Source organism: Enterocloster citroniae, assembly GCF_040545455.1.
In the GTDB taxonomy this organism is placed as follows: Bacteria; Bacillota; Clostridia; order Lachnospirales; family Lachnospiraceae; genus Enterocloster; species Enterocloster citroniae.
In genome coordinates this window covers 214,495-235,961 of sequence record NZ_JBEPLZ010000003.1, presented here as the reverse complement: position 1 = coordinate 235,961, position 21,467 = coordinate 214,495, and the positions used below count along the sequence as shown (strand labels likewise).

16 protein-coding genes are annotated in these 21,467 nt (G+C 51.5%); 4 read left to right on the top strand and 12 right to left on the bottom strand.

What is annotated here, in order from left to right; translation table 11 throughout:
• Positions 1 to 137: 137 nt before the first annotated feature.
• The 4 genes from ABID13_RS05105 to ABID13_RS05090 all read right to left on the bottom strand — a co-directional run bounded on the left by ABID13_RS05105 (position 138) and on the right by ABID13_RS05090 (position 3,533).
• Positions 138 to 959 carry a metal ABC transporter permease gene (locus ABID13_RS05105; protein ID WP_045092463.1) on the bottom strand — a complete coding sequence of 274 codons (822 nt, stop codon included), beginning with the start codon at positions 957 to 959 and terminating at the stop codon, positions 138 to 140.
• Positions 956 to 1,732, bottom strand: coding sequence for a metal ABC transporter ATP-binding protein (locus ABID13_RS05100; RefSeq protein ID WP_048930176.1), 777 nt, complete (start codon positions 1,730 to 1,732; stop codon positions 956 to 958). Before ABID13_RS05100 ends, ABID13_RS05105 begins: the two co-directional genes overlap by 4 nt.
• 66 nt (positions 1,733 to 1,798) lie before the next feature.
• Positions 1,799 to 2,818, bottom strand: a complete 1,020-nt coding sequence (locus ABID13_RS05095; RefSeq protein WP_048930319.1) for a metal ABC transporter substrate-binding protein — start codon at positions 2,816 to 2,818, stop codon at positions 1,799 to 1,801.
• 31 nt (positions 2,819 to 2,849) lie between these two features.
• Complete coding sequence (locus ABID13_RS05090; RefSeq protein ID WP_007858785.1) at positions 2,850 to 3,533, bottom strand: HAD family hydrolase; 684 nt, start codon at positions 3,531 to 3,533, stop codon at positions 2,850 to 2,852.
• Positions 3,534 to 3,784: 251 nt separating this feature from the next.
• Here ABID13_RS05090 and ABID13_RS05085 point away from each other — a divergent pair, with 251 nt between their 5' ends.
• On the top strand, positions 3,785 to 4,675 hold the full coding sequence (locus tag ABID13_RS05085) for a DegV family protein (protein WP_048930177.1): 891 nt from the start codon (positions 3,785 to 3,787) through the stop codon (positions 4,673 to 4,675).
• A 34-nt stretch (positions 4,676 to 4,709) separates the two neighbouring features.
• Here ABID13_RS05085 and ABID13_RS05080 read toward each other — a convergent pair whose 3' ends face one another.
• Together ABID13_RS05080 and ABID13_RS05075 are read right to left on the bottom strand one after the other, a co-directional pair.
• Positions 4,710 to 5,522: a DUF368 domain-containing protein gene (locus ABID13_RS05080; protein WP_048930178.1), complete on the bottom strand. Its 813-nt coding sequence runs from the start codon at positions 5,520 to 5,522 to the stop codon at positions 4,710 to 4,712.
• A gap of 283 nt (positions 5,523 to 5,805) precedes the next feature.
• Positions 5,806 to 6,036, bottom strand: a complete 231-nt coding sequence (locus ABID13_RS05075) for a hypothetical protein (RefSeq protein ID WP_007858791.1) — start codon at positions 6,034 to 6,036, stop codon at positions 5,806 to 5,808.
• 279 nt (positions 6,037 to 6,315) lie between these two features.
• Here ABID13_RS05075 and ABID13_RS05070 point away from each other — a divergent pair, with 279 nt between their 5' ends.
• Positions 6,316 to 7,563: a GGDEF domain-containing protein gene (locus ABID13_RS05070; protein WP_048930179.1), complete on the top strand. Its 1,248-nt coding sequence runs from the start codon at positions 6,316 to 6,318 to the stop codon at positions 7,561 to 7,563.
• A 26-nt stretch (positions 7,564 to 7,589) separates the two neighbouring features.
• On the opposite strand, the gene ABID13_RS05065 is transcribed toward ABID13_RS05070, so the two are convergent.
• The 6 genes from ABID13_RS05065 to ileS all read right to left on the bottom strand — a co-directional run bounded on the left by ABID13_RS05065 (position 7,590) and on the right by ileS (position 18,494).
• Positions 7,590 to 10,055, bottom strand: a complete 2,466-nt coding sequence (locus ABID13_RS05065; protein WP_045092459.1) for a homocysteine S-methyltransferase family protein — start codon at positions 10,053 to 10,055, stop codon at positions 7,590 to 7,592.
• Positions 10,056 to 10,112: 57 nt separating this feature from the next.
• Positions 10,113 to 11,147, bottom strand: a complete 1,035-nt coding sequence (locus tag ABID13_RS05060; protein WP_040415384.1) for a threonine aldolase family protein — start codon at positions 11,145 to 11,147, stop codon at positions 10,113 to 10,115.
• 53 nt (positions 11,148 to 11,200) lie between these two features.
• Entirely contained in the window at positions 11,201 to 11,851 is a 651-nt protein-coding gene (locus ABID13_RS05055; RefSeq protein ID WP_048930180.1) for a vitamin B12 dependent-methionine synthase activation domain-containing protein, read from the bottom strand.
• A gap of 28 nt (positions 11,852 to 11,879) precedes the next feature.
• On the bottom strand, positions 11,880 to 12,734 hold the full coding sequence (metF, locus tag ABID13_RS05050) for a methylenetetrahydrofolate reductase [NAD(P)H] (RefSeq protein ID WP_007858801.1): 855 nt from the start codon (positions 12,732 to 12,734) through the stop codon (positions 11,880 to 11,882).
• 111 nt (positions 12,735 to 12,845) lie between these two features.
• Entirely contained in the window at positions 12,846 to 15,299 is a 2,454-nt protein-coding gene (locus tag ABID13_RS05045; RefSeq protein WP_007858803.1) for a glycogen/starch/alpha-glucan phosphorylase, read from the bottom strand.
• A 60-nt stretch (positions 15,300 to 15,359) separates the two neighbouring features.
• Entirely contained in the window at positions 15,360 to 18,494 is a 3,135-nt protein-coding gene (gene ileS, locus ABID13_RS05040; RefSeq protein WP_007858805.1) for an isoleucine--tRNA ligase, read from the bottom strand.
• 1,129 nt (positions 18,495 to 19,623) lie between these two features.
• On the opposite strand from ileS, the gene ABID13_RS05035 reads away from it, so the two are divergent.
• Both ABID13_RS05035 and ABID13_RS05030 read left to right on the top strand, forming a co-directional pair.
• Complete coding sequence (locus ABID13_RS05035; RefSeq protein ID WP_007858809.1) at positions 19,624 to 19,824, top strand: hypothetical protein; 201 nt, start codon at positions 19,624 to 19,626, stop codon at positions 19,822 to 19,824.
• Between the two features lie 183 nt (positions 19,825 to 20,007).
• Entirely contained in the window at positions 20,008 to 21,465 is a 1,458-nt protein-coding gene (locus ABID13_RS05030; RefSeq protein ID WP_007858810.1) for a nicotinate phosphoribosyltransferase, read from the top strand.
• Positions 21,466 to 21,467: the final 2 nt, after the last annotated feature.

Here is a 21,467-nt window from a genome sequence, read left to right as displayed (position 1 = left end):
TCCCCTCATTCAGTCTCCCATGTGCGCGTTTACAGAACATGGCAGAGGCATTTTCATGGAAATCCTTCCCACTGAACAGCATTGTATCACTTGTTCCATGGTATGTCTACCGCCAACTGTCCGCACATATTATTTTCTCAGGCCCGCAGCCTGCTCAGGGACTGCCATGCCATAAACAGCATAAACACCAGAAGATTGGCCACCACCACACTGGCGCCCGCAGGTGTTGAGAACTGGTAGGATGCAGTCATCCCTATTAAAAAGCACAGTACGGAAAGGATGCCCGATGACACCACCACGCCCCCGAAGCTTTTAAACACCCGCATGGATGAGAGGCATGGGAATATGATCAGGCTGGAGATCAGCATGGCCCCCATCATACGCATCCCCAGTACAATGGTAACCGCTGTGAGCACGGCAATGACCACATTATAAAAGCCCACATTTACACCAGTGGCTTTTGCAAAATTCTCATCAAACGTCACTGCGAATATCTTGTTATAGCACACCGCAAACAGGATCAGCACCACCAGGGACAGCACTGCGCTGAGCACCACATCCTCCCGGCTCATGGCCAGGATGCTTCCGAACATATAGCTGCTCACATCCGTGGTAAGCCCTGTGGTAAGGGATGTGACGATGATACCGATGGCCAGCGCGCTGGCTGAGATCAGAGCAATGGCCGCGTCACTTTTGATCCTGCTGTTCTCCGTGATCCGAAGGAGGAAGAATGCGGCCAGCACCACCACGGGAATGGACACCTTAAGCGGTGACCAGCCCATGGCCAGGGCAATGGATAAGGCTCCAAAGGACACATGGGAAAGCCCGTCCCCGATCATGGAATACCGCTTCAGCACCAGGCTCACTCCCAAAAGGGAGGCGCACAGGGACACCAGCATTCCGCCCACAAGGGCCCGCACCAGGAAGGGGTAAGATAACATCTCGCTGATCACACTCATGACTCTTCCTCCCTGTGTACGTGAACGTTTAGAACATGGCAGCCCGCCGTGGGCTTGCATTTTCCCTGCTCCTTCTCATGGAAGAAGTGGCCTGCCGCCTTACTGTTCATATAATCATGGGCAGGTCCGTAGAACATGACCCGCTTTTGAAGGTGGAGGATCTTATTGGCCTCCTCCACCGCATTTCTCAAATCATGGGAAACCATGAGAATGGCCACCCCGTCCTCGCGGTTCAGCCTGCGCAGCATTGTATAAAACTCCTGGATCGCCATGGGATCCAGCCCGGTGATGGGTTCATCCAGGATCAGCAGTTCTGTGGTGGCGCAAAGCGCCCTGGCGATCAGCACCCTCTGCTGCTGCCCTCCCGACAATTCCCGGTAACACTGGTCCCTAAGAGGGGTAATACCCAGCTTTTCCAGGTTCCGGTCCGCTATATTCTTTTCAGCTCTGGAGTAAAAGGGCAGCCGCCCCCTTTTGCTGAGGCAGCCGCTGAGCACCACCTCATATACCGTGGCCGGAAAATCCTTCTGGGCAGCGGTCTGCTGGGGCAGATAGCCGATCCCCGTGCGTTTTAAGTCATCCGCCACCTCAAGCCTTCCTGCCGTGGGCTTTAAAAGCCCCAGGAGTCCCTTCATCAGGGTACTCTTGCCTGAACCATTTTCCCCCACAATACACAGGTAATCGCCGGGGTTGACTTCCATATTCACGTCCACCACCGCATCCTGGTTATCATATCCAAAATCTACATGTTCACATTTTATCAAAGGTGTCATCTCATACCTCTTTTTTATTTCTTCCGTTGTACTGCCGGGCAGGCAGTCTGCATTCCCATGGCGCAGCTACTCCAGCCCTATGCGGAGATTCTCCACGTTCCGGTTCATCAGCTGGAGATAGGTTATCCCTTCATCAAACTGTCTTCTGGCCACATTGTGGCAGGAATGTAGAAGGAGGGGCGCTGCCCCGGTCTCCTCACTGATGATCTCCGCCGTGCGGTGGCTTGACAGTTCCAGATAGTACACTGCCCCGATCCCCTCTTCCCTCACCTTGTCTATGAGATAGGCAATGGTCTTGGCGCTGGGCTCCGTATCCGTGCTGCAGCCTGAAAATGCAGCCCTGTAGGTGAGTCCGTACTCATCTGCAAAATACCGGAAAGGGAATTTGTCCGCCACCACAATCATATGGTTTCTTGCCTGGGAAACCACCTGCCTGAACCTTCCATCCAGATCCTTCAGATCCTTGACATATGCATCTGTATTTTCCTGGTAATAGCTGCTCCCCTGCGGATCCGCCTCCTGAAGGGTCTGGCTTATGATCTTTACAATGGCCTGGGCATTCACCGGGGAGGTCCAGATATGCTCATCATACTCTATCTCCATCTCATGGCCATCGGCTTCAAACCGGTGGGCATCCTCCATATGGATGTCTGCCTCATCCCCGTGTTCATGGTCCTCTGCTCCGTGGTCATGGGCGTCCTCCATTCCCTCCACATGCTCCTCTTCCACTGTATCCACATAATCCATCATGGTGAGCAATACCATATTGCTGGTATCCAGGGAGTCCAGGACCTGGTCCACCCAGTGCTCCATCTCCCCGCCGTTAAATACTATAACGTCCGCTTCCTGCATGGCGATCATATCGGCCGGGGTGGGTTCAAAGGAGTGGCTGTCCATGCCGGCCGGGACGATCAGCTTCAGATCCACCCTGTCCCCTGCGATCTGGCGCACAAAATCATAGTAGGGGAAAATGGTGGTGACCACACACAGCCTGTCATCCCTTTTTTCCGCCGCCTGCTCCATCCCTCTCCTGCCCCTTGCCCCCCATATCCCAAGAACTATCTCGGCGATTGTCAAAACTGCCATGATCCAGACCAGCACTTTTAGCCTGCCCGATTTATTCCTGTCCAATCCCGTTCACATCCTTTATAATCTGTATCACCTGGGATGGATGGTCCACAACAAACCTGGGAGCAAACTCCTCCAGTTCCTTCCTGTCCCTGAATCCCCAGGTAACGCCCACTGTGTCCACACCGGCATGTTTCCCGGTACGCATGTCCGTATTGGTATCTCCCAGATACAGCACCTCTTCCCCGGTCACCCCCAGCTCCTTCATAATGGCCCAGACTCCATCCGGGGCCGGTTTTTTCCTGATTCCCTTATCCTCCCTCTCCCCATACACCAGGTCAAAGCAGCCTTTTCCAAACACGCCCTCCACATTGTCCAGCGTCCTGGGGTGGGGTTTGTTGGAAAGCACTGCGGATAGGATGTTATGTTCATTTAAAAATGCCAGCATTTCCCTGATCCCGTCATAGGCGTCCACACGGTACATGCAGCACCCTTTAAAAATATCCGGATATTGTTCCAGGGCCTCCTGGTAATGATCCAGCCCTTCATCCCCGCACGCCTTCAGCGCCCGCTCCAAAAGCTTCTTATATCCATCCCCCACAAAAACCTTGCACTCCTCCACGGATACCGGCCTCATCCCCCACTGTTCCAGGGTGAGATCCACGGATTTTTGTATGGCATATATGGAATTTACCAATGTTCCATCCAGATCAAATATACAGCATTTATACATTATGATTGCCATTCCTTTCCATTCGTATACTCCAGGGTGTCACAACACAAATACGCCCTGTATCACAGCACAAAGTACATCATAGCACAATTTTCCTCGTTTTACCAGTACAAGCCCTGTCCTCTTACACATATCCTGTTTATCCGTCCGCAGCCAGCAGCCAGCTGTATTTATTTGACACTATCCCCTGCACCATGCTATACTTTGTCCATAAAACACGTCAACCATTGACTTATTAAAAGGAGCACATTATGACAACTTCATATGTAATAACCTGCTGTTCCACTGCTGACATGCCTGAGCAATACCTGGCAGAACGGGATATCCCCTATGCCTGCTTCCATTTCCGGATGGAAGATAAAGAGTACGATGATGATCTGGGAAAGTCCATTGCCATTGAGGATTTTTATCAAAGGATCCGGGATGGCGCCATGCCCACCACCTCCCAGGTAAATCCCGAACAGTATGAGGCCATGTTTGATCCCATCCTTAGGGAGGGGAAGGATATCATCCATCTGACCCTGTCCACCGGAATCTCAGGAACCTATAATTCGGCTGTCATAGCCAGGGATGAGATGCAGGAGCGCTATCCTGACCGGCGGATCGAGGTTATTGATTCACTGCAGGCATCTGTTGGCTATGGCCTCCTCCTGGACACTGCCTGGGGAAAAATGCAGGCAGGGACCGGCTATGAGGAACTGGTCACCTGGATCAAGGAACATAAATTAAGGCTGCAGGGCTGGTTCTTCACCATGGACCTGACCCATTTAAGGAGAGGCGGAAGAATCTCAGTCTCTGCAGCCTTTTTCGGCAACATGTTGAATATCTGCCCCCTGATGAACATAGATCACGAGGGCAAGCTGATCCCCCGGGACAAGTGCCGGGGCAAGAAAAAAGTCATAAAGGAATTGGTGGAACGCATGAAGACCCATGCCCAGGACAAGACAGGTTATTCAGGGAAATGTTTCATCTGCCACTCCTCCTGCCCTGACGATGCCCAGGCCGTGGCTTCCCTGATCAAAGAGACCTTTCCCCATCTGAACGGAGCGCCGCCCATTATGGACATAGGAACCGTGATCGGCTCCCACACCGGTCCCGGAACCGTAGGCGCGTTTTTCTGGGGTGATGAGCGCGTGGACTGATGTTTAGACACGCTTTGGGAACGCGCGGACATTCCTAGGCTTCCTTCCCCGCCATCTTATACAGGGCAGCGAAGCCCAGGGCTGCACACAGGATGCTGTACGCCATATCCGAGCCTGAAGGAATGCCCGGAAACAGTTCGGGCAGGGACCCGAACATAAAACCTAAGATGATCAGATAGGTGGGCTGGGGATGGCGCTCCATCAGCTGTTCCAGCACCTTGGTGGTCAGGAAGATCCCTCCCACCACGCCTGCTCCCAGGGGAATCAGGGGCAATATGTTCAGGGTGCTTATATTTTTAATGATCCCCTCATAGATCCCCAGCATGTAGAGCATCTGGGAAACACTGATCCCGGGCAGCACCAGGCCCACCGCTATGATGATCCCCCCGGCCAGCTGAATGAGCGCTGCGCCTATGCCAAAGCTGCCGTTTGGTTCAAACAGACCGGTAGGAAGCAGGGCCAGTATCACAACGGCCAGGATCCCTATGACAGGATAGGCCACTGCTCCCAAACTGATCCTTTTAATTCCCGCTTCCTTATATATCATGGGCACTCCCCCAGCCACAGCTCCCAGAAAGAAGAACCGAAGAGGCACATCCGCCCTGGTGGTAAAAAGAAAACTGATGAACCGGGAAAATACCACCATCCCGATCCCGGCCCCCAGTACAAACCGCACCAGAAAGGACATGCTCTTTCCCGGATTGCGGAAAAAGGAACTGACCGAGGAAATGAGCCTGTCATACACGCCCATGATCATGGCCATGGAACCTCCGCTGACTCCCGGGACCGTCATGGTGCCGCCGATCCACATTCCTTTTAATATCGTAATCAGATGATCTTTATTCATTCTCAGACTCCTTTTTTTCCATTATCCGGATCATTGTAACCCATGGACCGCCAAATGGGAATTAATTTTCTGTATATATTATGCCGGAAGCCGCGTTCTTATTGCAGAAGGGCAAAAAAACTCCCCGCCGTGAAACAGACACAGGCGGGGAGATTTTATAAGGGAATATGATTATGTAGGTATATTAGTTTTGTTCGTATCTAAGTTTGTAGGTATATATAGTTTGTTGGTTTGCAGGTGTATTCGTTTACAGATACATCAGTTCCACATCAATAAGGATTGCTTAGAATCCCATTCCGTTGGAAAATCCGCTGCAGGAATTACCGGACGGTGCGCTGACACCCATCTGGGACAGAATACAGTCCAGATCCTGGTTTCCGTGCTGGTAGCATACATTCTGAGGATTGTTGGATCCGTTGTAAAGCCCTGCATTATAATCATTCATGGTTGCCATATTCGTACCGCATGCAGAACCTAACATTGCGGCAACTGCCATTGTTGAAATTGGTAACATAGTTTGTCCTCTCTTTCTGTGCTTGTAATATTCTCTTGAATATTACAAAAGTATTTCTTTTTTGTTACAAAACCATATTATCACATTTATAACCATCTGTGTCAGGGAGTAATTGGGGACATTTCCAGAAAATGGTGACAAATTTCGCACTTCTTTACACTTTTTTAAGTTATATACATTGCGCATCGTGAATATATTTGTATTATTATGTAACCGCCGCCCTGTTTGCTGTTAAGAGGGATTTGGCAGTTAGTATTATATGACAGGGGATATTACATCATGCTAAACAATGTGAAAAAAAACATAAGTACAGCTTTTCCGCTTTTCAGATGCGAGACAACATTCAGACATGTACAGGAACTGTTTGACACGGTCCAGACCATGAACATCAGCCAGACACTGAACTTTTCCGTTCTCCTCATTGTACTGGAACTGGTGAATCTGGTCAGTTACCTGGCCGTGGACATAAGCAACAGGCTGATCTCACCCATCAGCATGGCCATCGTCCTGTTCCTATTGTTCATGGTAAGCAATCTGTTCTACTGTGAACATATATTCAAATTGGAGCGCAACCGGAGGACACGCCGTATGATACAATACCATACCTATGTGTTCACCTCACTGCTTGGCTTATTCTGTCTGTTGATCAATCATTATTGCCTGAAGAGCAGGATGACTGCGGAAAGTGTGCTTATGTTCTATATCTATATTGCAGCAGGGCCCTTCTTTACGTTTACCGAGGCAGCCACCGCCGTATTCGTCACAGCGGGACTGGCTCTTCCTTCCTTTGTGACACAGCGGGCGCCGGTGGCCCTGTACTCCAACCTGTTCCTTTACAGCTTTATCAGCCTGTTCCTGTCCCAGGTCCGCTGCCGCATTATCGGAAACAACCTGCGTATGCTGCGGGAAGCGCGTGACGAACAGGTCTACCTTCAGAGCAGGGCTGACAATGACCCCCTGACCCATATACCTAACAGAAACGGATTTGCCCTGGGCCTGGAGGCGCTGATGCCCGGGGCCATCCGGCTTCAGATCCCTGTGGCTGTCATTATGGTGGATATTGATTACTTTAAACAGTACAATGACACATTCGGCCACGTGGCGGGGGATGAATGCCTGAAACGGGTGGCGGATGCGCTGGCCACCCACATCCATCAGGAAAAGGATCTGATCTGCCGCTTTGGCGGAGAGGAGTTTGAGATCCTCCTGTATGGGATCAAACCGGAGGACGCCGTCCAGGTGGCGGACCGTCTCAGGTTGTCTGTAACCGACTTAAGGATCCCTTCAGCCAACCACAGCATTTCTCCCTATGTGACCATCAGTGTGGGAATATGCAGCGCCATCCCCACCTCCCTGGAAACATACCCCAATATGGTACAGGCTGCTGATGATGAACTATATTATGCAAAAAACCACGGCAAAAATATGGTCTCCTTCCGCGAGCTGCCCCCTGAACAAAATAAGGACACGGCAGCACCTACTGTGGTCCAGTGTGCCGCCGCATCCTATGAACTGCCCCGTCTCTAAACCCATGGGGCTTTATTTTTATGTTTTTACCTGACAAAAATGCTCTCCGCATAATTGACAGATGCCATGGCGTCCCGGCAGTACATGTCGGCTCCTATGGTCTGGGCATACTCTTTTGTGAGCACTGCCCCTCCCACCATCACCTTGACGTTTGGCGCTGTTGCCCTGAGCTTTTGGATGGTCTCCTCCATGCTGGGCACCGTGGTGGTCATAAGGGCGCTGAGCCCCACAAGGGGAACCTTTCCCTTTACAGCCTCCTCCACGATCCTCTCCGGAGGCACATCCTTCCCCAGATCCATTACATCATACCCGTAATTTTCCAAAAGCACCTTTACAATGTTTTTTCCGATATCATGGATATCGCCTTTAACGGTTGCCAGAATGACAGTGCCTTTTTTCTCCTGCACCTGACCGCTTTGGTCCATCCTGGTCTTAATGACCTCAAAGGCCGCCTTTGCCGCCTCAGCGCTCATAAGGAGCTGGGGAAGGAAGACGGTTCCCTTTTCAAACCCTTTGCCCACCCGGTCCAGGGCAGGGATCATGTGGTCATTGATAATGTCCAGGGCATCCCTTTTCTCCAGCAGAACACCCACTGCCTGGTGGGCCGCATCCTTCAGTCCCCGCTCAATGGCCGAGGTAAGGAGCGCTCCGGCATCTTCCCCGCCGGACAAAGCCGATGATGCGCCGGACGCCTGGCCGCCGTTGCCTGCCGCCTGGCCCGCGCCGTTCTTTCCTATGGTCCGCCCAAGGCCGGATGCCTGGCCGCTGTAGATGCTTATATACCGGCTGCACTGGGGATCCCTGTCCATCAGGGCATTAAAGCTGTAAAAAGCACGCATCATGGCCTCGGAGTTGGGATTGATAATAGCCGCATTCAGCCCGGCCTCCATGGCCATGGTAAAAAAGGCCCCATTGATGATCTCTCTCTGGGGAAGGCCAAAGGAAATGTTGGACACCCCCAGCACCGATTTGCCCCCCAGTTCATCCCGGATGCGCCGCAGGGTCTCCAGTGTGGTCAGGGCCCCCCTGCTGTCCGAACTCACAGTCATACACAGGCCGTCCAGTATGATATCTTCCGGCCCGATCCCATAATCCGCAGCTGTATCAATGATCTTACGGCCCACTGCAATACGGCCCTCTGCCGTCTCCGGGATCCCGCCCTCATCCAGGCACAATCCCACCACAACGCCGCCGTATTTTGCAACCAGAGGAAACACCTGGCTCATAACCTCCGCCTTTCCGTTGACGGAGTTGATCAGAGGCTTGCCGTTATAAACCCTCATGGCCCGCTCCATGGCTTCGATGTTGGAGGTGTCGATCTGCAGCGGAAGATCGATAATGCTTTGAAGTTCCTTTACCACCTCCTCCATCATGGAAGGCTCATCTATCTCAGGCAGACCCACATTCACATCCAGCACATCGGCTCCGTTGTCCTGCTGGCTCACCCCTTCCCTGAGGATGTATTCCAGGTTATGGTCCCGGAGAGCCTGCTTGAATTTAGATTTGCCCGTGGGGTTGATCCGCTCCCCGATAATGACCGTTTTCCTGTCCACCACCACGGCCTGGGCATAGGAGGAAATAACCGTGCGCCTTTTTTTCTCAGGCCATCTTACGGGGATGTCCTTACAGAGCTTAACAGTCTCCCGTATGTGGTCCGGAGTGGTGCCGCAGCATCCTCCCACCACGGCGGCTCCCATGTCTACGATCTCCCTCATGACCTGGGCAAACTGGTCTTCGTTGATATCATAGACCGTTTTCCCGTTCTCGCTTCTTGGAAGTCCGGCATTGGGATTCACCATAACAGGAAGGGAAGTCACTTCAAGGATATCCTTCAGGATCCCCTTCATCTGCTCCGGTCCCAGTCCGCAGTTGATTCCCAGGGCATCCACCCGCAGGCCTTCTAACAGCGCCACCGTGGATTCCACATTTCCTCCTGTGAGAAGCTTTCCCTTCTCATCAAAGGTCACTGAGGTAAACACGGGAATATTTTCACCTGTCACCGGATCCACCCCGGCTTCCTTTGCAGCCAGCACCGCCGCTTTCAGCTCATAGCTGTCGCTCATTGTGGCAATGAACACCAGGTCGGCCCCGGCCTTAACACCGTAAGCCACCACTTCCTTGTACAGACTTACCGCATCCTCAAAGTCCAGGTCTCCCAGGGGCTTTAACAGTTTTCCCGTGGGCCCCACGTCCAGGGCAACATAGCCATGTCCCGCTTCCTCCACTGCCGCCTTTGCGTGTCCCACCGCCGCAGTAATGATCTCCTCCAGGTTGTCCTTATATTTAAGCCCATTGGCTCCAAAGGTGTTGGTTTCCATGATATCAGCCCCTGCCTTCAGGTACTGCCTGTGGATATCCCTTACAATCTCAGGATGGGTCAGGTTCCACATCTCAGGCATTTCCCCTGCCTGAAGTCCCCGGGCCTGAAGCATGCTTCCCATTCCGCCGTCACAGAACAGGCGGCGTACTTTCATTTCCTCTAATAGTCTCATTGTCATTCCTCCCAAGCAGTATCCATCCCGGAGCATGTTCCAAATACACTCCAGGTGTTAGCTGTTTAATATATCCTTTACCAGGGCATCCACATGCTCCTCGCTGGTAACCCAGCTGGTACAAAGCCGGATGGCCGTGTGGGTCTCATCCACCCGGCCCTGGTTGGTATAGCTGTATTTATCCTTCCATTGCTCCAACAGGGCATCAGGCATAATGGGAAATACCTGGTTGGTGGTATTGGTCACCAGGAAGGGAATCTCTTTGTCCCGGCATGCCTTTCTGATCTTATCCGCCATCCTGTCCCCATGGCGTCCCAGTTCCATGTACAGACCGTCCCGCAGCAGTTCTCCAAACTGGATCCCCAGAAGCCTTCCCTTTGCCAACATTCCGCCTCTCTGCTTAATGTGGTAGCGGAAATCCTTTTTCAGCTCCTCATTGGTGATCACCACCGCTTCACCGAACAGGGCGCCCACCTTGGTTCCCCCAATGTAGAACACGTCACAGTTGGAAGCCAGAACCTTAAGATCCACATCATTGCCCTCTGCCGCCAGTCCGTATGCCAGACGGGCGCCGTCCACAAACAGGTACAGGCCCCATGTTCTGCACACCCTGTAAAGAGCTTCCAGCTCAGCCCTTGTGTAGATGGTCCCCAGCTCCGTGGGATTGGATATATATACCATTCCCGGCTGCACCATATGCTCAAAGCTTTCATCGTTAATATGGGCCAGGTACAGTTCCTCCACCTGGGACGCAGTGATCTTGCCGTCAGCGGAGGGCAGCGAAAGGACCTTATGCCCGGTTGCCTCCACTGCCCCCGTCTCATGTACATTGATGTGGGCGGTCACGGCTCCCGCCACACCCTGGTGGGGTCTGAGGGCGGATGCGATTACTGTGGCATTAGCCTGGGTGCCGCCCACCAGAAAGTGGACGCCGGCATCTTCCTTTTGACAAAGCTCCCTGATGATCGCGGCAGCCTCCTCACAATAGGGGTCTTCCCCGTATCCCGGAGTCTGCTCCAGGTTTGTCTCCATCAGTTTGTTTAAAATGCGCTCATGTGCGCCCTCGCTGTAATCACAGTTAAAACGTATCATAATAATATCCCCTTTGCCTGATTCAATCTTCATGATTCCCATTCGTCCCCGGCTCACCGCCTGTAAAGACAATCCCTTTTCCCGCAGGATTCGCAGCCCTTCACATCGCAGCGGTAAGGCTTCTTGCTGACTCCCATCACCGCTGTCACTGATTTGGACGGCATCATAAGAAGGCTGTCCGTCAGCTTGATCCCGATCCTTTTGCCTGCCTCCAGGCTGTCCAACAGCCTCTGCTGGCAGTCCAGGGGAAAGTCCCCGTACCCGGGGCTGAATCTGGGCCGCAGATACCGGTCCCCGGATTCATACTCCTCCCTAATGCCCGTACACACCTGGTCGCAGTATTCCTCTATCATGGCCGTGGCAGCCGCCTGCATGATCACCGCCTTGCTCATCTGAAGTTTGTTGTATTTCTGGATCAGATGGTCCGCTCCCGTACCCAGGGTGGCGGCAAACACAATGATCTGGCCGCAGTCCCTCAGATTCCTTGACAGATTCCTGCTCACGGTCTGGAAACAGCCGCCGTCCACCGCGCCCTCCGGCCCCAGGATCAAAGGATATTCCCTGTACAGACAGCGTGGCTGGGCTTCCTTTAACAGCTGTGCGATACACTCCTCCACCAGACCCATCACGGCCTGATCCGCCTCATGTCTCCCATAACCCAGATACCGGAGCACTTCCCCCCGGTCAATGTCTTCTGTATTCATCCTTCCCTCCGACTAAAACTCCCTGCCTCTACAGTATCTCAGAAAGATTTTCCCTGATCTTCATGGCCACATCCGGCTTATTCATAGAGTAAACGTGGATTCCCCTGACGCCGTTGGCGATCAGGTCAATGATCTGGTCCGTGGCATATGCGATCCCTGCCTGCTTCATGGCTGCAGGGTTATCTCCAAATTTGTCCACAATGGCCAGGAACCTGGAAGGCAGGTAAGTGCCCGACATCTGGGTAATGCGTTTGATCTGTTTGGCGCTGGTCACCGGCATGATCCCCGCGATCACAGGAACCGTGATCCCCTTTTCCCTGATGCGGTACAGATAGCTGTAAAGGATGCTGTTGTCAAAAAACATCTGGGTGGTCACAAAATCGCAGCCGGCTTCCACCTTCTCCTTGAGATAATCCATGTCCACGGATTTGTTGGCTGATTCCACATGGCCCTCCGGGTAACAGGCGGCCCCAATACAGAAATCCCCCGACTGCTTGATCTCATGGATCAGTTCCGAAGCGTAATGGTATTCCCGCGGAGTCCGGCCGTCAGCCGGAATGTCTCCCCTCAGGGCCAGTACATTTTCAATGCCGTGGTTTTTCAGTTCCTCCAGCACGGAGTGTACCTTATCCCGTGTGGATGACACACAGGTGAGATGGGCCAGGGGTGTCACCCCTGATTTTTGTATATCGGAAGCGATCCCCACCGTATAATCGCTGGTCCCTCCGCCTGCCCCGTATGTAACACTCATAAAATCAGGCTTCAGCGTTGCAATCTTTGCAGCTGCACGCTCCACCGTATCATAGGCATCCTCTGTTTTGGGAGGAAACACCTCAAAAGACAGGGTGGGCCTTCCCTGAGCCAGTATATCGCGTATCTTCATTTTTATCGTCCTCTCCTTCCCGTATCCTGCTTTTACAGAAATGCCCCGGCTGCCTCCATGTTTCAGGCTTGCCGGAGCATATTCAGTACCGCACAGCAGCACCGGAATGTATTACATTTCCACTGTCACCTTTTCAAGGTGCCAGATATCCCTTACATACTCCTCAATGGTTCTGTCCGAGGTAAACTTACCGCTGCCTGAAATGTTGAGGATCGCTGCCTTTGCCCACCACTTCTCGTTCCTGAATGCCTGATCCACCCTTTCGTGGGCCTGGGCGTAGGAACGGAAATCCTTCAGGATAAAGTAGGTGTCCGCCTTGTCGCTGCTCTTTGTATTCAGTAGGGAATTGTAGATATCCCGGAACAGTTCTGGGTTGTCAGGCGCATAGTAGCCGTTGATCAGCTGCATCAGCACCCTGCGGATCTCCTGGTCATTGTTGAAAATATCCATGGGGTAATATCCGCCGTTATTCTCGTAATTGATCACCTCATCTGAGGACATGCCGAAGATAAAGGCATATTCCTGGCCCACTTCCTCCACGATCTCCACATTGGCTCCGTCCATGGTGCCCAGGGTCAGGGCACCGTTGAGCATAAACTTCATGTTGCCCGTGCCGGATGCCTCCTTACTGGCCGTGGAGATCTGCTCACTTACATCAGCTGCCGCAAAGATGAGTTCTGCGTTGGATACGCGGTAATTCTCGATAAACACCACCTTGATCTTGCCCCCGATGGATTTGTCATTGTTGATCACATCCGCCACGGAGTTGATCAGCTTGATGGTGAGTTTGGCCCGCTTATAACCGGCGGCGGCCTTTGCGCCAAAGATAAAGGTCCTGGGTACCATATCCATCTCCGGGTTATCCTTTAGCTGGTTATACAGGTACATCACATGAAGTATGTTCATCAGCTGGCGCTTATACTCATGAAGTCTCTTTACCTGCACATCAAAGATGGAGCGCGGATCCACATCGATCCCGTTGTGCTCCTTGATGTATTTCGCAAGGCGTATTTTATTCTGGTACTTGATATTCAGGAATTCCTGCTGGCACTTCTCATCATCGGCATAGATCTCCAGCTTCTTGATATGCGGAAGGTCTGTGATCCACTCATCCCCGATCTTGGAGGTGACCCAGTCGGCCAGAAGGGGATTGCCGTGAAGCAGGAACCTTCTCTGTGTAATGCCGTTTGTCTTGTTATTAAACTTTTCAGGCATCATCTGGTAAAAATCCTTCAGTTCCTGGTTCTTTAAGATCTCTGTATGCAGTCTGGCAACACCGTTCACGGAAAAGCTGGCCGCAATGGCCATGTATGCCATCTTCACCTGACCGTCATAAATGATGGACATGCTGCGCAGTTTATCCTGGTTGCCCGGGTACATGGACTGGATCTGGTTCTGGAACCTGCGGTTGATCTCCTCCACGATCTGGTAAATACGCGGAAGCAGGCGTGAGAACAGCTCAATGGGCCACTTCTCCAGGGCCTCCGACATAATGGTGTGGTTGGTATAGGCACATGTCCTGGTGGTTACATCCCATGCCTCCTCCCATGTCAGCCCTTCCTCGTCCAAAAGGATACGCATCAGTTCCGGTATGGCAACTGTGGGGTGGGTATCGTTCAGCTGGAACACCACCTTTTCATGGAACTTGCGGATGTCCTCGTGTTTCTCCTTATATTTTGTAATTGCCCGCTGTACACTGGCGGAAATAAAGAAATACTGCTGTTTCAGGCGCAGCTCCTTGCCCGCGTAGTGGTTGTCATTGGGGTAGAGGACCTCCACAATGGTTTTTGCCAGATTTTCCTGCTCCACTGCCTTCTGGTAATCTCCCCGGTCAAAGGAATCCAGGTTAAATGTATTCACCGGTTCCGCATCCCAGATACGAAGGGTATTCACCACATTGTTGCCATAGCCGATCACCGGCAGGTCATAGGGCACCGCACGCACGGTCTGGTAACCGTCCTGCACAAAATGGTTCACGCCTCCCACATTCTCAATGCGCACATATCCCCCGAACTTGACCTCCTGGGCGTATTCCGGGCGGCGGATCTCAAAGGGGTTGCCGTCCTTCAGCCACTCATCCGGCACCTCGATCTGGTACCCATTCTCAATCTTCTGTTTAAACATACCGTAACGGTAACGGATCCCGCACCCGTAAGCCGGATAACCCAGAGTTGCAAGGGAATCCAGGAAACATGCGGCCAGGCGGCCCAGACCGCCGTTGCCAAGGGCTGCATCCGGTTCCTGGTCCTCGATCATATTCAGATCAAATCCCAGTTCATCCAATACTTCCTTGATTTCATCATGGGCACAGATATTGATAATATTGTTGCCCAGGGCCCGGCCCATCAAAAACTCCATGGACAGATAATACACTGTCTTAACGTCCTTTTTCTCGTATTCCTTGTGGGATGCGATCCACTCGTCTATAATGACGTCCTTTACTGCAAACGCAACCGCCTGGAACACCTGCTGCGGCGTGGCTTCATCAATGGTCCTGCGGAACATGTTCTTAACATTGTCTATGACGCTCCGCTTGAATGTGGCCTTATCGAATCCTTTATTCATCAGCATTATCCTCCATCCTCATATAGGCGGGGTGCTTAAACCCCGCCTCCCATATTACCATTATTTCATGGTCTTTTCAACACCGAGCATTACTTTTTCACCGTTAATGCTCCACTCCTTGGCATAACCTCCCATGCCTCCCAGGAAGATGGTATCGGCCATAACTTCCGCCTTTATCTCATCTGCATGGGCCTTTAAAAGCTCTGCGATCTTGTCATTGTCGTCCTGGTACACGGCGATATGGTCCATCACCTCAAAGCCTGCCTCCTTGCGCATGGTCTGTACCTTGCTGATGATCTCACGGACAAAGCCCTCCTCGATCAGCTCCGGTGTCAGATTGGTATCCAGCACAACGGTCACGTAGTTGTCTTCCTCCGTCACATACCCGTCCTTTTGGGACACATCGATCAAAAGGTCATCCTTGGTAAGGACCACTTCCTGTCCGTCAAAGTCAAAGGTCAGGGCGCCTTTTTCATTCAGTGTGTCCATGGCAGCGCTGCCGTCAATGTCTGTCAGGGTCTGGCGGATCCTGTTCAGCAGTTTGCCGTACTTGGGTCCCACGGTCTTAAGCTGCGGTTTAAATGTGTAGGAGGTAAATGCCCTCACATCATCAGAGAAGATCACCTGCTTTACATTCAGTTCATCTTCTATGATCTCCACATAGAACTTAGACAGCGCATGGTCGGCCTTTACATACATTTGGCCAATGGGCTGACGGTTCTTTATATTAGCCGTATTCCTTGCCGCACGGCCCATGACAACCGTCTTTAACACCTCGTCCATGTCCGCCTCCAGGCTGGCATCGATCCAGTCCTCCTTCACCTCCGGGAAATCACACAGGTGAATGCTCTCAGGCGCGTCTCCATCGATCTTTCTCACAATGTTCTGATAGATCTGCTCTGTCATAAACGGGATCATGGGAGCCGCTGCTTTGGCAGTTGTCACAAGGGCGGTATACAGTGTCATATAGGCATTGATCTTATCCTGCTCCATTCCCTTTGCCCAGAAACGCTCGCGGCTTCTGCGCACATACCAGTTGCTCATGTCATCCACAAACTCCTGGAGAGACCTTGCAGCCTCAGGGATCTGGTAGTTCATCAGGTTCTCATCCACGCATTTTACCATGGAATTCATCTTGGACAGCAGCCATTTGTCCATGACCGGCAGCTTGTCGTACTCAAGGTTGTACTTGGTGGCGTCAAAATTGTCAATGTTGGCATAGAGCACCCAGAATGCATAGGTGTTCCACAGAGTGCCCATAAATTTGCGCTGTCCCTCTGTCACAGCCTTATCCTGGTATCTCTTTGGAAGCCAGGGAGCGCTGCAGGTGTAGAAAAACCAACGGATCGCATCCGCGCCGTGGGCTGCCAGGGTATCAAAGGGATCCACCGCATTGCCCTTGGACTTGCTCATCTTCTGTCCGTTCTCATCCAGCACAAGACCCATAACAACTACATTTTCATAAGGCGCCTTGTTAAACAGCAGGGTGGATTCCGCCAGAAGGGAGTAGAACCATCCTCTTGTCTGGTCCACCGCCTCGGAGATAAACTGGGCCGGGAACTGGGACTCGAATAATTCCTTGTTCTCAAATGGATAATGATGCTGGGCAAATGGCATGGCTCCTGAGTCAAACCAGCAGTCGATCACCTCCGGCACACGCTTCATGGACTTGCCGCACTTGGGGCACCGGATGTTTACATTGTCAATGTAAGGACGGTGAAGCTCAATATCCTCCGGGCAGTTGTCGGACATGCTCTTTAACTCTTCAATGCTGCCAATGGAGTGCTGGTATCCGCACTGGCACTCCCAGATGTTAAGAGGCGTGCCCCAGTACCTGTTCCTGGAAATACCCCAGTCCTGGATGTTCTCCAGCCAGTCGCCGAAACGGCCCTTGCCAATGGAATCAGGCACCCAGTTGATCGTATTATTGTTGCGGATCAGGTCGTCCTTTACCGCCGTCATCTTGATAAACCAGGATTCTCTCGCATAGTAGATCAGAGGAGTCCCGCATCTCCAGCAATGGGGATAGCTGTGCTCAAATGCAGGAGCTGCCAGCAGAAGTCCCCTGGACTCCAGATCCTTTAACACCAGGGGATCCGCATCCTTTACAAAGGTTCCTGCAAAGGGTGTCTCAGCCGTCATATCGCCCTTGGCATCCACCAGCTGTACAAAGGGAAGGCCGTATTTGCGTCCCACATTGGCGTCATCTTCACCAAACGCAGGGGCAATGTGTACGATTCCCGTACCGTCTGTAAGGGTGACATAGGTATCGCACACCACATAGTATGCTTTCTTGTGCTGCTTCTCACACAGAGGCACCGAGCAGTCGTACAAAGGCTCATACTCCTTAAATTCCAGATCCTTGCCCTTGTAGGTTTCCAGCACTTCGTAATCCTCGCCCAACACCTGGGTTGCCAGGGCCTGGGCAATATAGTAGGTATAACCGTCACCTGTCTTAACCTTGACGTAATCCTCCACCGGATTCACGCACAGCGCCAGGTTGCTGGGAAGGGTCCACGGCGTGGTGGTCCATGCCAGGATATAGGCATCCTCCCCCTTTACCTTAAAGCGTGCAATGGCGGAGCGTTCCTTTACATCCTTATATCCCTGTGCCACCTCGTGGGAGGACAGAGGGGTGCCGCAGCGGGGACAGTAGGGAACTACCTTAAAGCCCTTGTACAAAAGGCCCTTGTCCCAGATCTGCTTTAATGCCCACCACTCGGACTCGATAAAATTATTCTCATAGGTCACATAAGGGTCATCCATGTCGGCCCAGAAACCAACGGTGTTGGAGAAATCCTCCCACATGCCCTTGTATTTCCAGACACTTTCCTTACACTGCTTAATAAAGGGCTCCAGTCCGTACTGCTCGATCTGGTCCTTGCCGTCCAGCCCCAGCTTCTTCTCCACTTCCAGCTCCACCGGAAGTCCATGGGTATCCCATCCCGCCTTGCGTGGCACCATATAGCCCTTCATAGCGCGGTATCTGGGGATCATATCCTTAATAACACGTGTTTCCACATGGCCGATATGAGGTTTGCCGTTGGCAGTTGGCGGCCCGTCATAAAACACGTAAGGCTTGCATCCCTCGCGCATCTGAATGCTCTTTTCAAAGATATGCTCATCTTCCCAAAATTTTTCTACTTCTTTTTCCCTTTCCACAAACTTCAGGTCTGTGGAGACTTTGTCATACATCTTTGTATTCCTCCGTTCCTAAATTGATCCATTTGTTCTTTGATCCAGTGATTCCGGTATGTGTTATGATGACTGAGGTCCCATGGAAGTGATATACCCATAGAACAAAAAAGCTCCCGTCCTTAACAGGACGAAAGCCATAAAACTTCCTTCGTTTAACCACCTATTACTGCATACCATCATATGAGTTCCCTTAACGCAGGAAATGCGATCCGGCTTACCAAAGGGCGGGCGCCGCAAATATCTCGGCCGGACAGCTCCGGAGTGATCTTCAGTTCTGCGCTACTTGTACCGGGATCCCACCCTCCCCGGCTCTCTGAAACGTTCCTGCAGGCCTACTGTCTCCATCACAGCTTTTGTTATTTAACTTCTTTATTATAATAATGGGCGTGAAAAATGTCAACTGAAACCGTATAACAAATAAAAATGTTATAAAACAGAAGTTTCCATCATATACTATAATATTCCCAATTCATATTTTAATCATACCGCGAGGTGCGAGTCATGACGAATCAACTGCATTAACTGGTTTGAATATTCTGTTTATCTGAATTGTTGTGTCTAATAATACATTTATAAATTACTCCCAGGCAGGAAAAACTTCTATCCCGCAATTGTATAACTCTTTATCATATTGATAATACTGTTTTTCTTGTATTCTTTTCAATTCATCAACTGTTTTGGTAAATTTATATCCATAAGTACATCATCTGTCTTTATTTTTATATTGGCATTGGCAACACTGCCGTCTTCATTTTTGGTACGCATACCTTCTCTTTTCCAACTTGAATTCACTAATACTTTTTATACTGTCCTCATCAACTTTTTCTTCTATTAAATATTTCTTCCAGTGGTTTATTATAATTCTGCTCCAAAATGGTCAATATCTCCGATTTCAATAGATTAATCTTTTTACCTTCCGCCAAAACCATTCTCATCCTCTCTTCCCTATTATAACAGAAATTAATTTTTGTTCATAATTTTTTTACTCATTCGTTTATCCTGATTCCACATAATTCATAAGGGGATCCGGTATAGTTTTTGCCGTACTGCAAAAACTAAAACCAGGCGCGCATATGGGTGAAATAATCATCCCGCGGTGCTAAAATGCAATACAGGAGGTAACGTCATGGCAAAAGCAGGTATGAGAAGGCCTGATCCTTATGATCCCAAAAATCACGGCACGGAAAATCACCAGAACATGCATCACCCGGAAAACAAACAGGCCCAGGTTCCTGAGATACAGGGTGCGGCTAAAAACGGGAACGCCAAGGCCGGCCCGATCAATGCCCCCAACTGGGCCAGGGAGGATTACAAAACCGGAAACTGATCTGAGAGCAGGGAGATCCATTCCCTGCTTTTATTTTATAGATTGTTAAGAATTTAACATTTCATTTGCCTTTTGTAAAATTTGTGCTATACTACTAACCAACATACAAGCGCAGCCGCCAAAATCCAGCCGGACCGCACCAAATGCGGACAGCTCCCGGCCACGCACCAGGGAGGAACCTATATGGAACAGAGAAATCTTACATTACTTACAGACCTGTATGAGCTGACTATGATGCAGGGCTATTTTAAGGAAAAGGACGCCAACGAGACCGTTATCTTTGACATGTTCTACCGTACCAATCCCCATGGCAACGGGTTTGCCATCTGTGCAGGCCTTGAGCAGGTGATCGAATATATCCGAGACCTGCATTTTGATGAAAGCGATATCGCTTATCTGGGCAGCCTGGGGATCTTTGAGGAGGACTTCCTGGACTATCTGAGGGACTTCCGTTTTACAGGTGATATTTACGCCATTCCCGAGGGGACCATCATCTTCCCAAGAGAACCCCTTGTAAAAGTCATTGCCCCCATCATGCAGGCACAGCTGGTGGAGACAGCCCTTCTTAATATCATCAACCACCAGAGCCTGATCGCCACCAAGACGGAACGGATCGTATACGCTGCCAAGGGAGACGGGGTCATGGAGTTCGGCCTGCGCCGCGCCCAGGGGCCTGACGCAGGAACCTACGGCGCCAGGGCGGCCATGATCGCAGGGTGTATCGGCACCTCCAACGTGCTCTGCGGCAAGATGTTCGATGTTCCTGTAAAAGGCACCCATGCCCACAGCTGGATCATGAGTTTCCCGGACGAACTCACGGCCTTCCGCACCTACGCGAAGCTGTATCCAACCGCCTGCATCCTTCTGGTGGACACCTACGACACCTTAAACTCCGGCGTCCCAAATGCGATCAAGGTATTTAGGGAAATGCGCCAGGCCGGTATCCCCCTGACTTTTTACGGCATACGCCTGGACAGCGGCGATCTCGCCTACCTTTCCAAAAAGGCCAAAAAAATGCTGGATAATGCCGGCTTCCCGGACGCGGTGATCTCCGCCTCCAACGACCTGGACGAGAACCTGATCAACTCCCTGAAGATGCAGGGCGCCACCATCAACTCCTGGGGTGTGGGCACCAACCTGATCACGGCAAAGGACTGCCCCTCCTTCGGCGGTGTATACAAACTGGCGGCAGTAAAGGACAAGGCCACCGGCCAGTTTATTCCCAAGATCAAGCTTTCGGAAAATGCAGAAAAGATCACCAATCCGGGCAATAAAACCATCCAGCGCATTTACGACAAGGCCACGGGCAAGATCATAGCCGATCTGATCTGCCTGGTCGGCGAAGAGTTTAACACAGGCAACTCCCTCCTTCTCTTTGACCCCATTGAGACCTGGAAAAAGACCATGCTGGCACCGGATTCCTATACGCTCAGGGAACTGCTGGTCCCTGTGTTCCTGGAGGGCAAATGCGTCTATGATTCACCCAAGGTAATGGACATCCAGGCCTACTGCAGACGGGAGCTGGAAACCCTGTGGGATGAGTCCAAACGTCTGATCAATCCTCACGAAGTCCATGTGGACCTGTCCAATGAGCTGTGGCACATAAAAAACCAGCTGCTGGATTCCTACCACAGGAACTGAGA

Excerpts from the sequence above, each read along its gene's own strand:
- ABID13_RS05100 (WP_048930176.1), bottom strand. The coding sequence starts at position 1,732 with ATGACACCTTTGATAAAATGTGAACATGTAGATTTTGGATATGATAAC.
- ABID13_RS05080 (WP_048930178.1), bottom strand. The coding sequence starts at position 5,522 with ATGAATAAAGATCATCTGATTACGATATTAAAAGGAATGTGGATCGGC.
- ABID13_RS05065 (WP_045092459.1), bottom strand. The coding sequence starts at position 10,055 with ATGAGACTATTAGAGGAAATGAAAGTACGCCGCCTGTTCTGTGACGGC.
- ABID13_RS05095 (WP_048930319.1), bottom strand. The coding sequence starts at position 2,818 with ATGGCAGTTTTGACAATCGCCGAGATAGTTCTTGGGATATGGGGGGCA.
- ileS (WP_007858805.1), bottom strand. The coding sequence starts at position 18,494 with ATGTATGACAAAGTCTCCACAGACCTGAAGTTTGTGGAAAGGGAAAAA.
- ABID13_RS05030 (WP_007858810.1), top strand. The coding sequence starts at position 20,008 with ATGGAACAGAGAAATCTTACATTACTTACAGACCTGTATGAGCTGACT.
- ABID13_RS05070 (WP_048930179.1), top strand. The coding sequence starts at position 6,316 with ATGCTAAACAATGTGAAAAAAAACATAAGTACAGCTTTTCCGCTTTTC.
- metF (WP_007858801.1), bottom strand. The coding sequence starts at position 12,734 with ATGAAGATACGCGATATACTGGCTCAGGGAAGGCCCACCCTGTCTTTT.
- ABID13_RS05105 (WP_045092463.1), bottom strand. The coding sequence starts at position 959 with ATGAGTGTGATCAGCGAGATGTTATCTTACCCCTTCCTGGTGCGGGCC.
- ABID13_RS05090 (WP_007858785.1), bottom strand. The coding sequence starts at position 3,533 with ATGTATAAATGCTGTATATTTGATCTGGATGGAACATTGGTAAATTCC.
- ABID13_RS05035 (WP_007858809.1), top strand. The coding sequence starts at position 19,624 with ATGGCAAAAGCAGGTATGAGAAGGCCTGATCCTTATGATCCCAAAAAT.
- ABID13_RS05055 (WP_048930180.1), bottom strand. The coding sequence starts at position 11,851 with ATGAATACAGAAGACATTGACCGGGGGGAAGTGCTCCGGTATCTGGGT.
- ABID13_RS05060 (WP_040415384.1), bottom strand. The coding sequence starts at position 11,147 with ATGATACGTTTTAACTGTGATTACAGCGAGGGCGCACATGAGCGCATT.
- ABID13_RS05045 (WP_007858803.1), bottom strand. The coding sequence starts at position 15,299 with ATGAATAAAGGATTCGATAAGGCCACATTCAAGCGGAGCGTCATAGAC.
- ABID13_RS05085 (WP_048930177.1), top strand. The coding sequence starts at position 3,785 with ATGACAACTTCATATGTAATAACCTGCTGTTCCACTGCTGACATGCCT.
- ABID13_RS05075 (WP_007858791.1), bottom strand. The coding sequence starts at position 6,036 with ATGTTACCAATTTCAACAATGGCAGTTGCCGCAATGTTAGGTTCTGCA.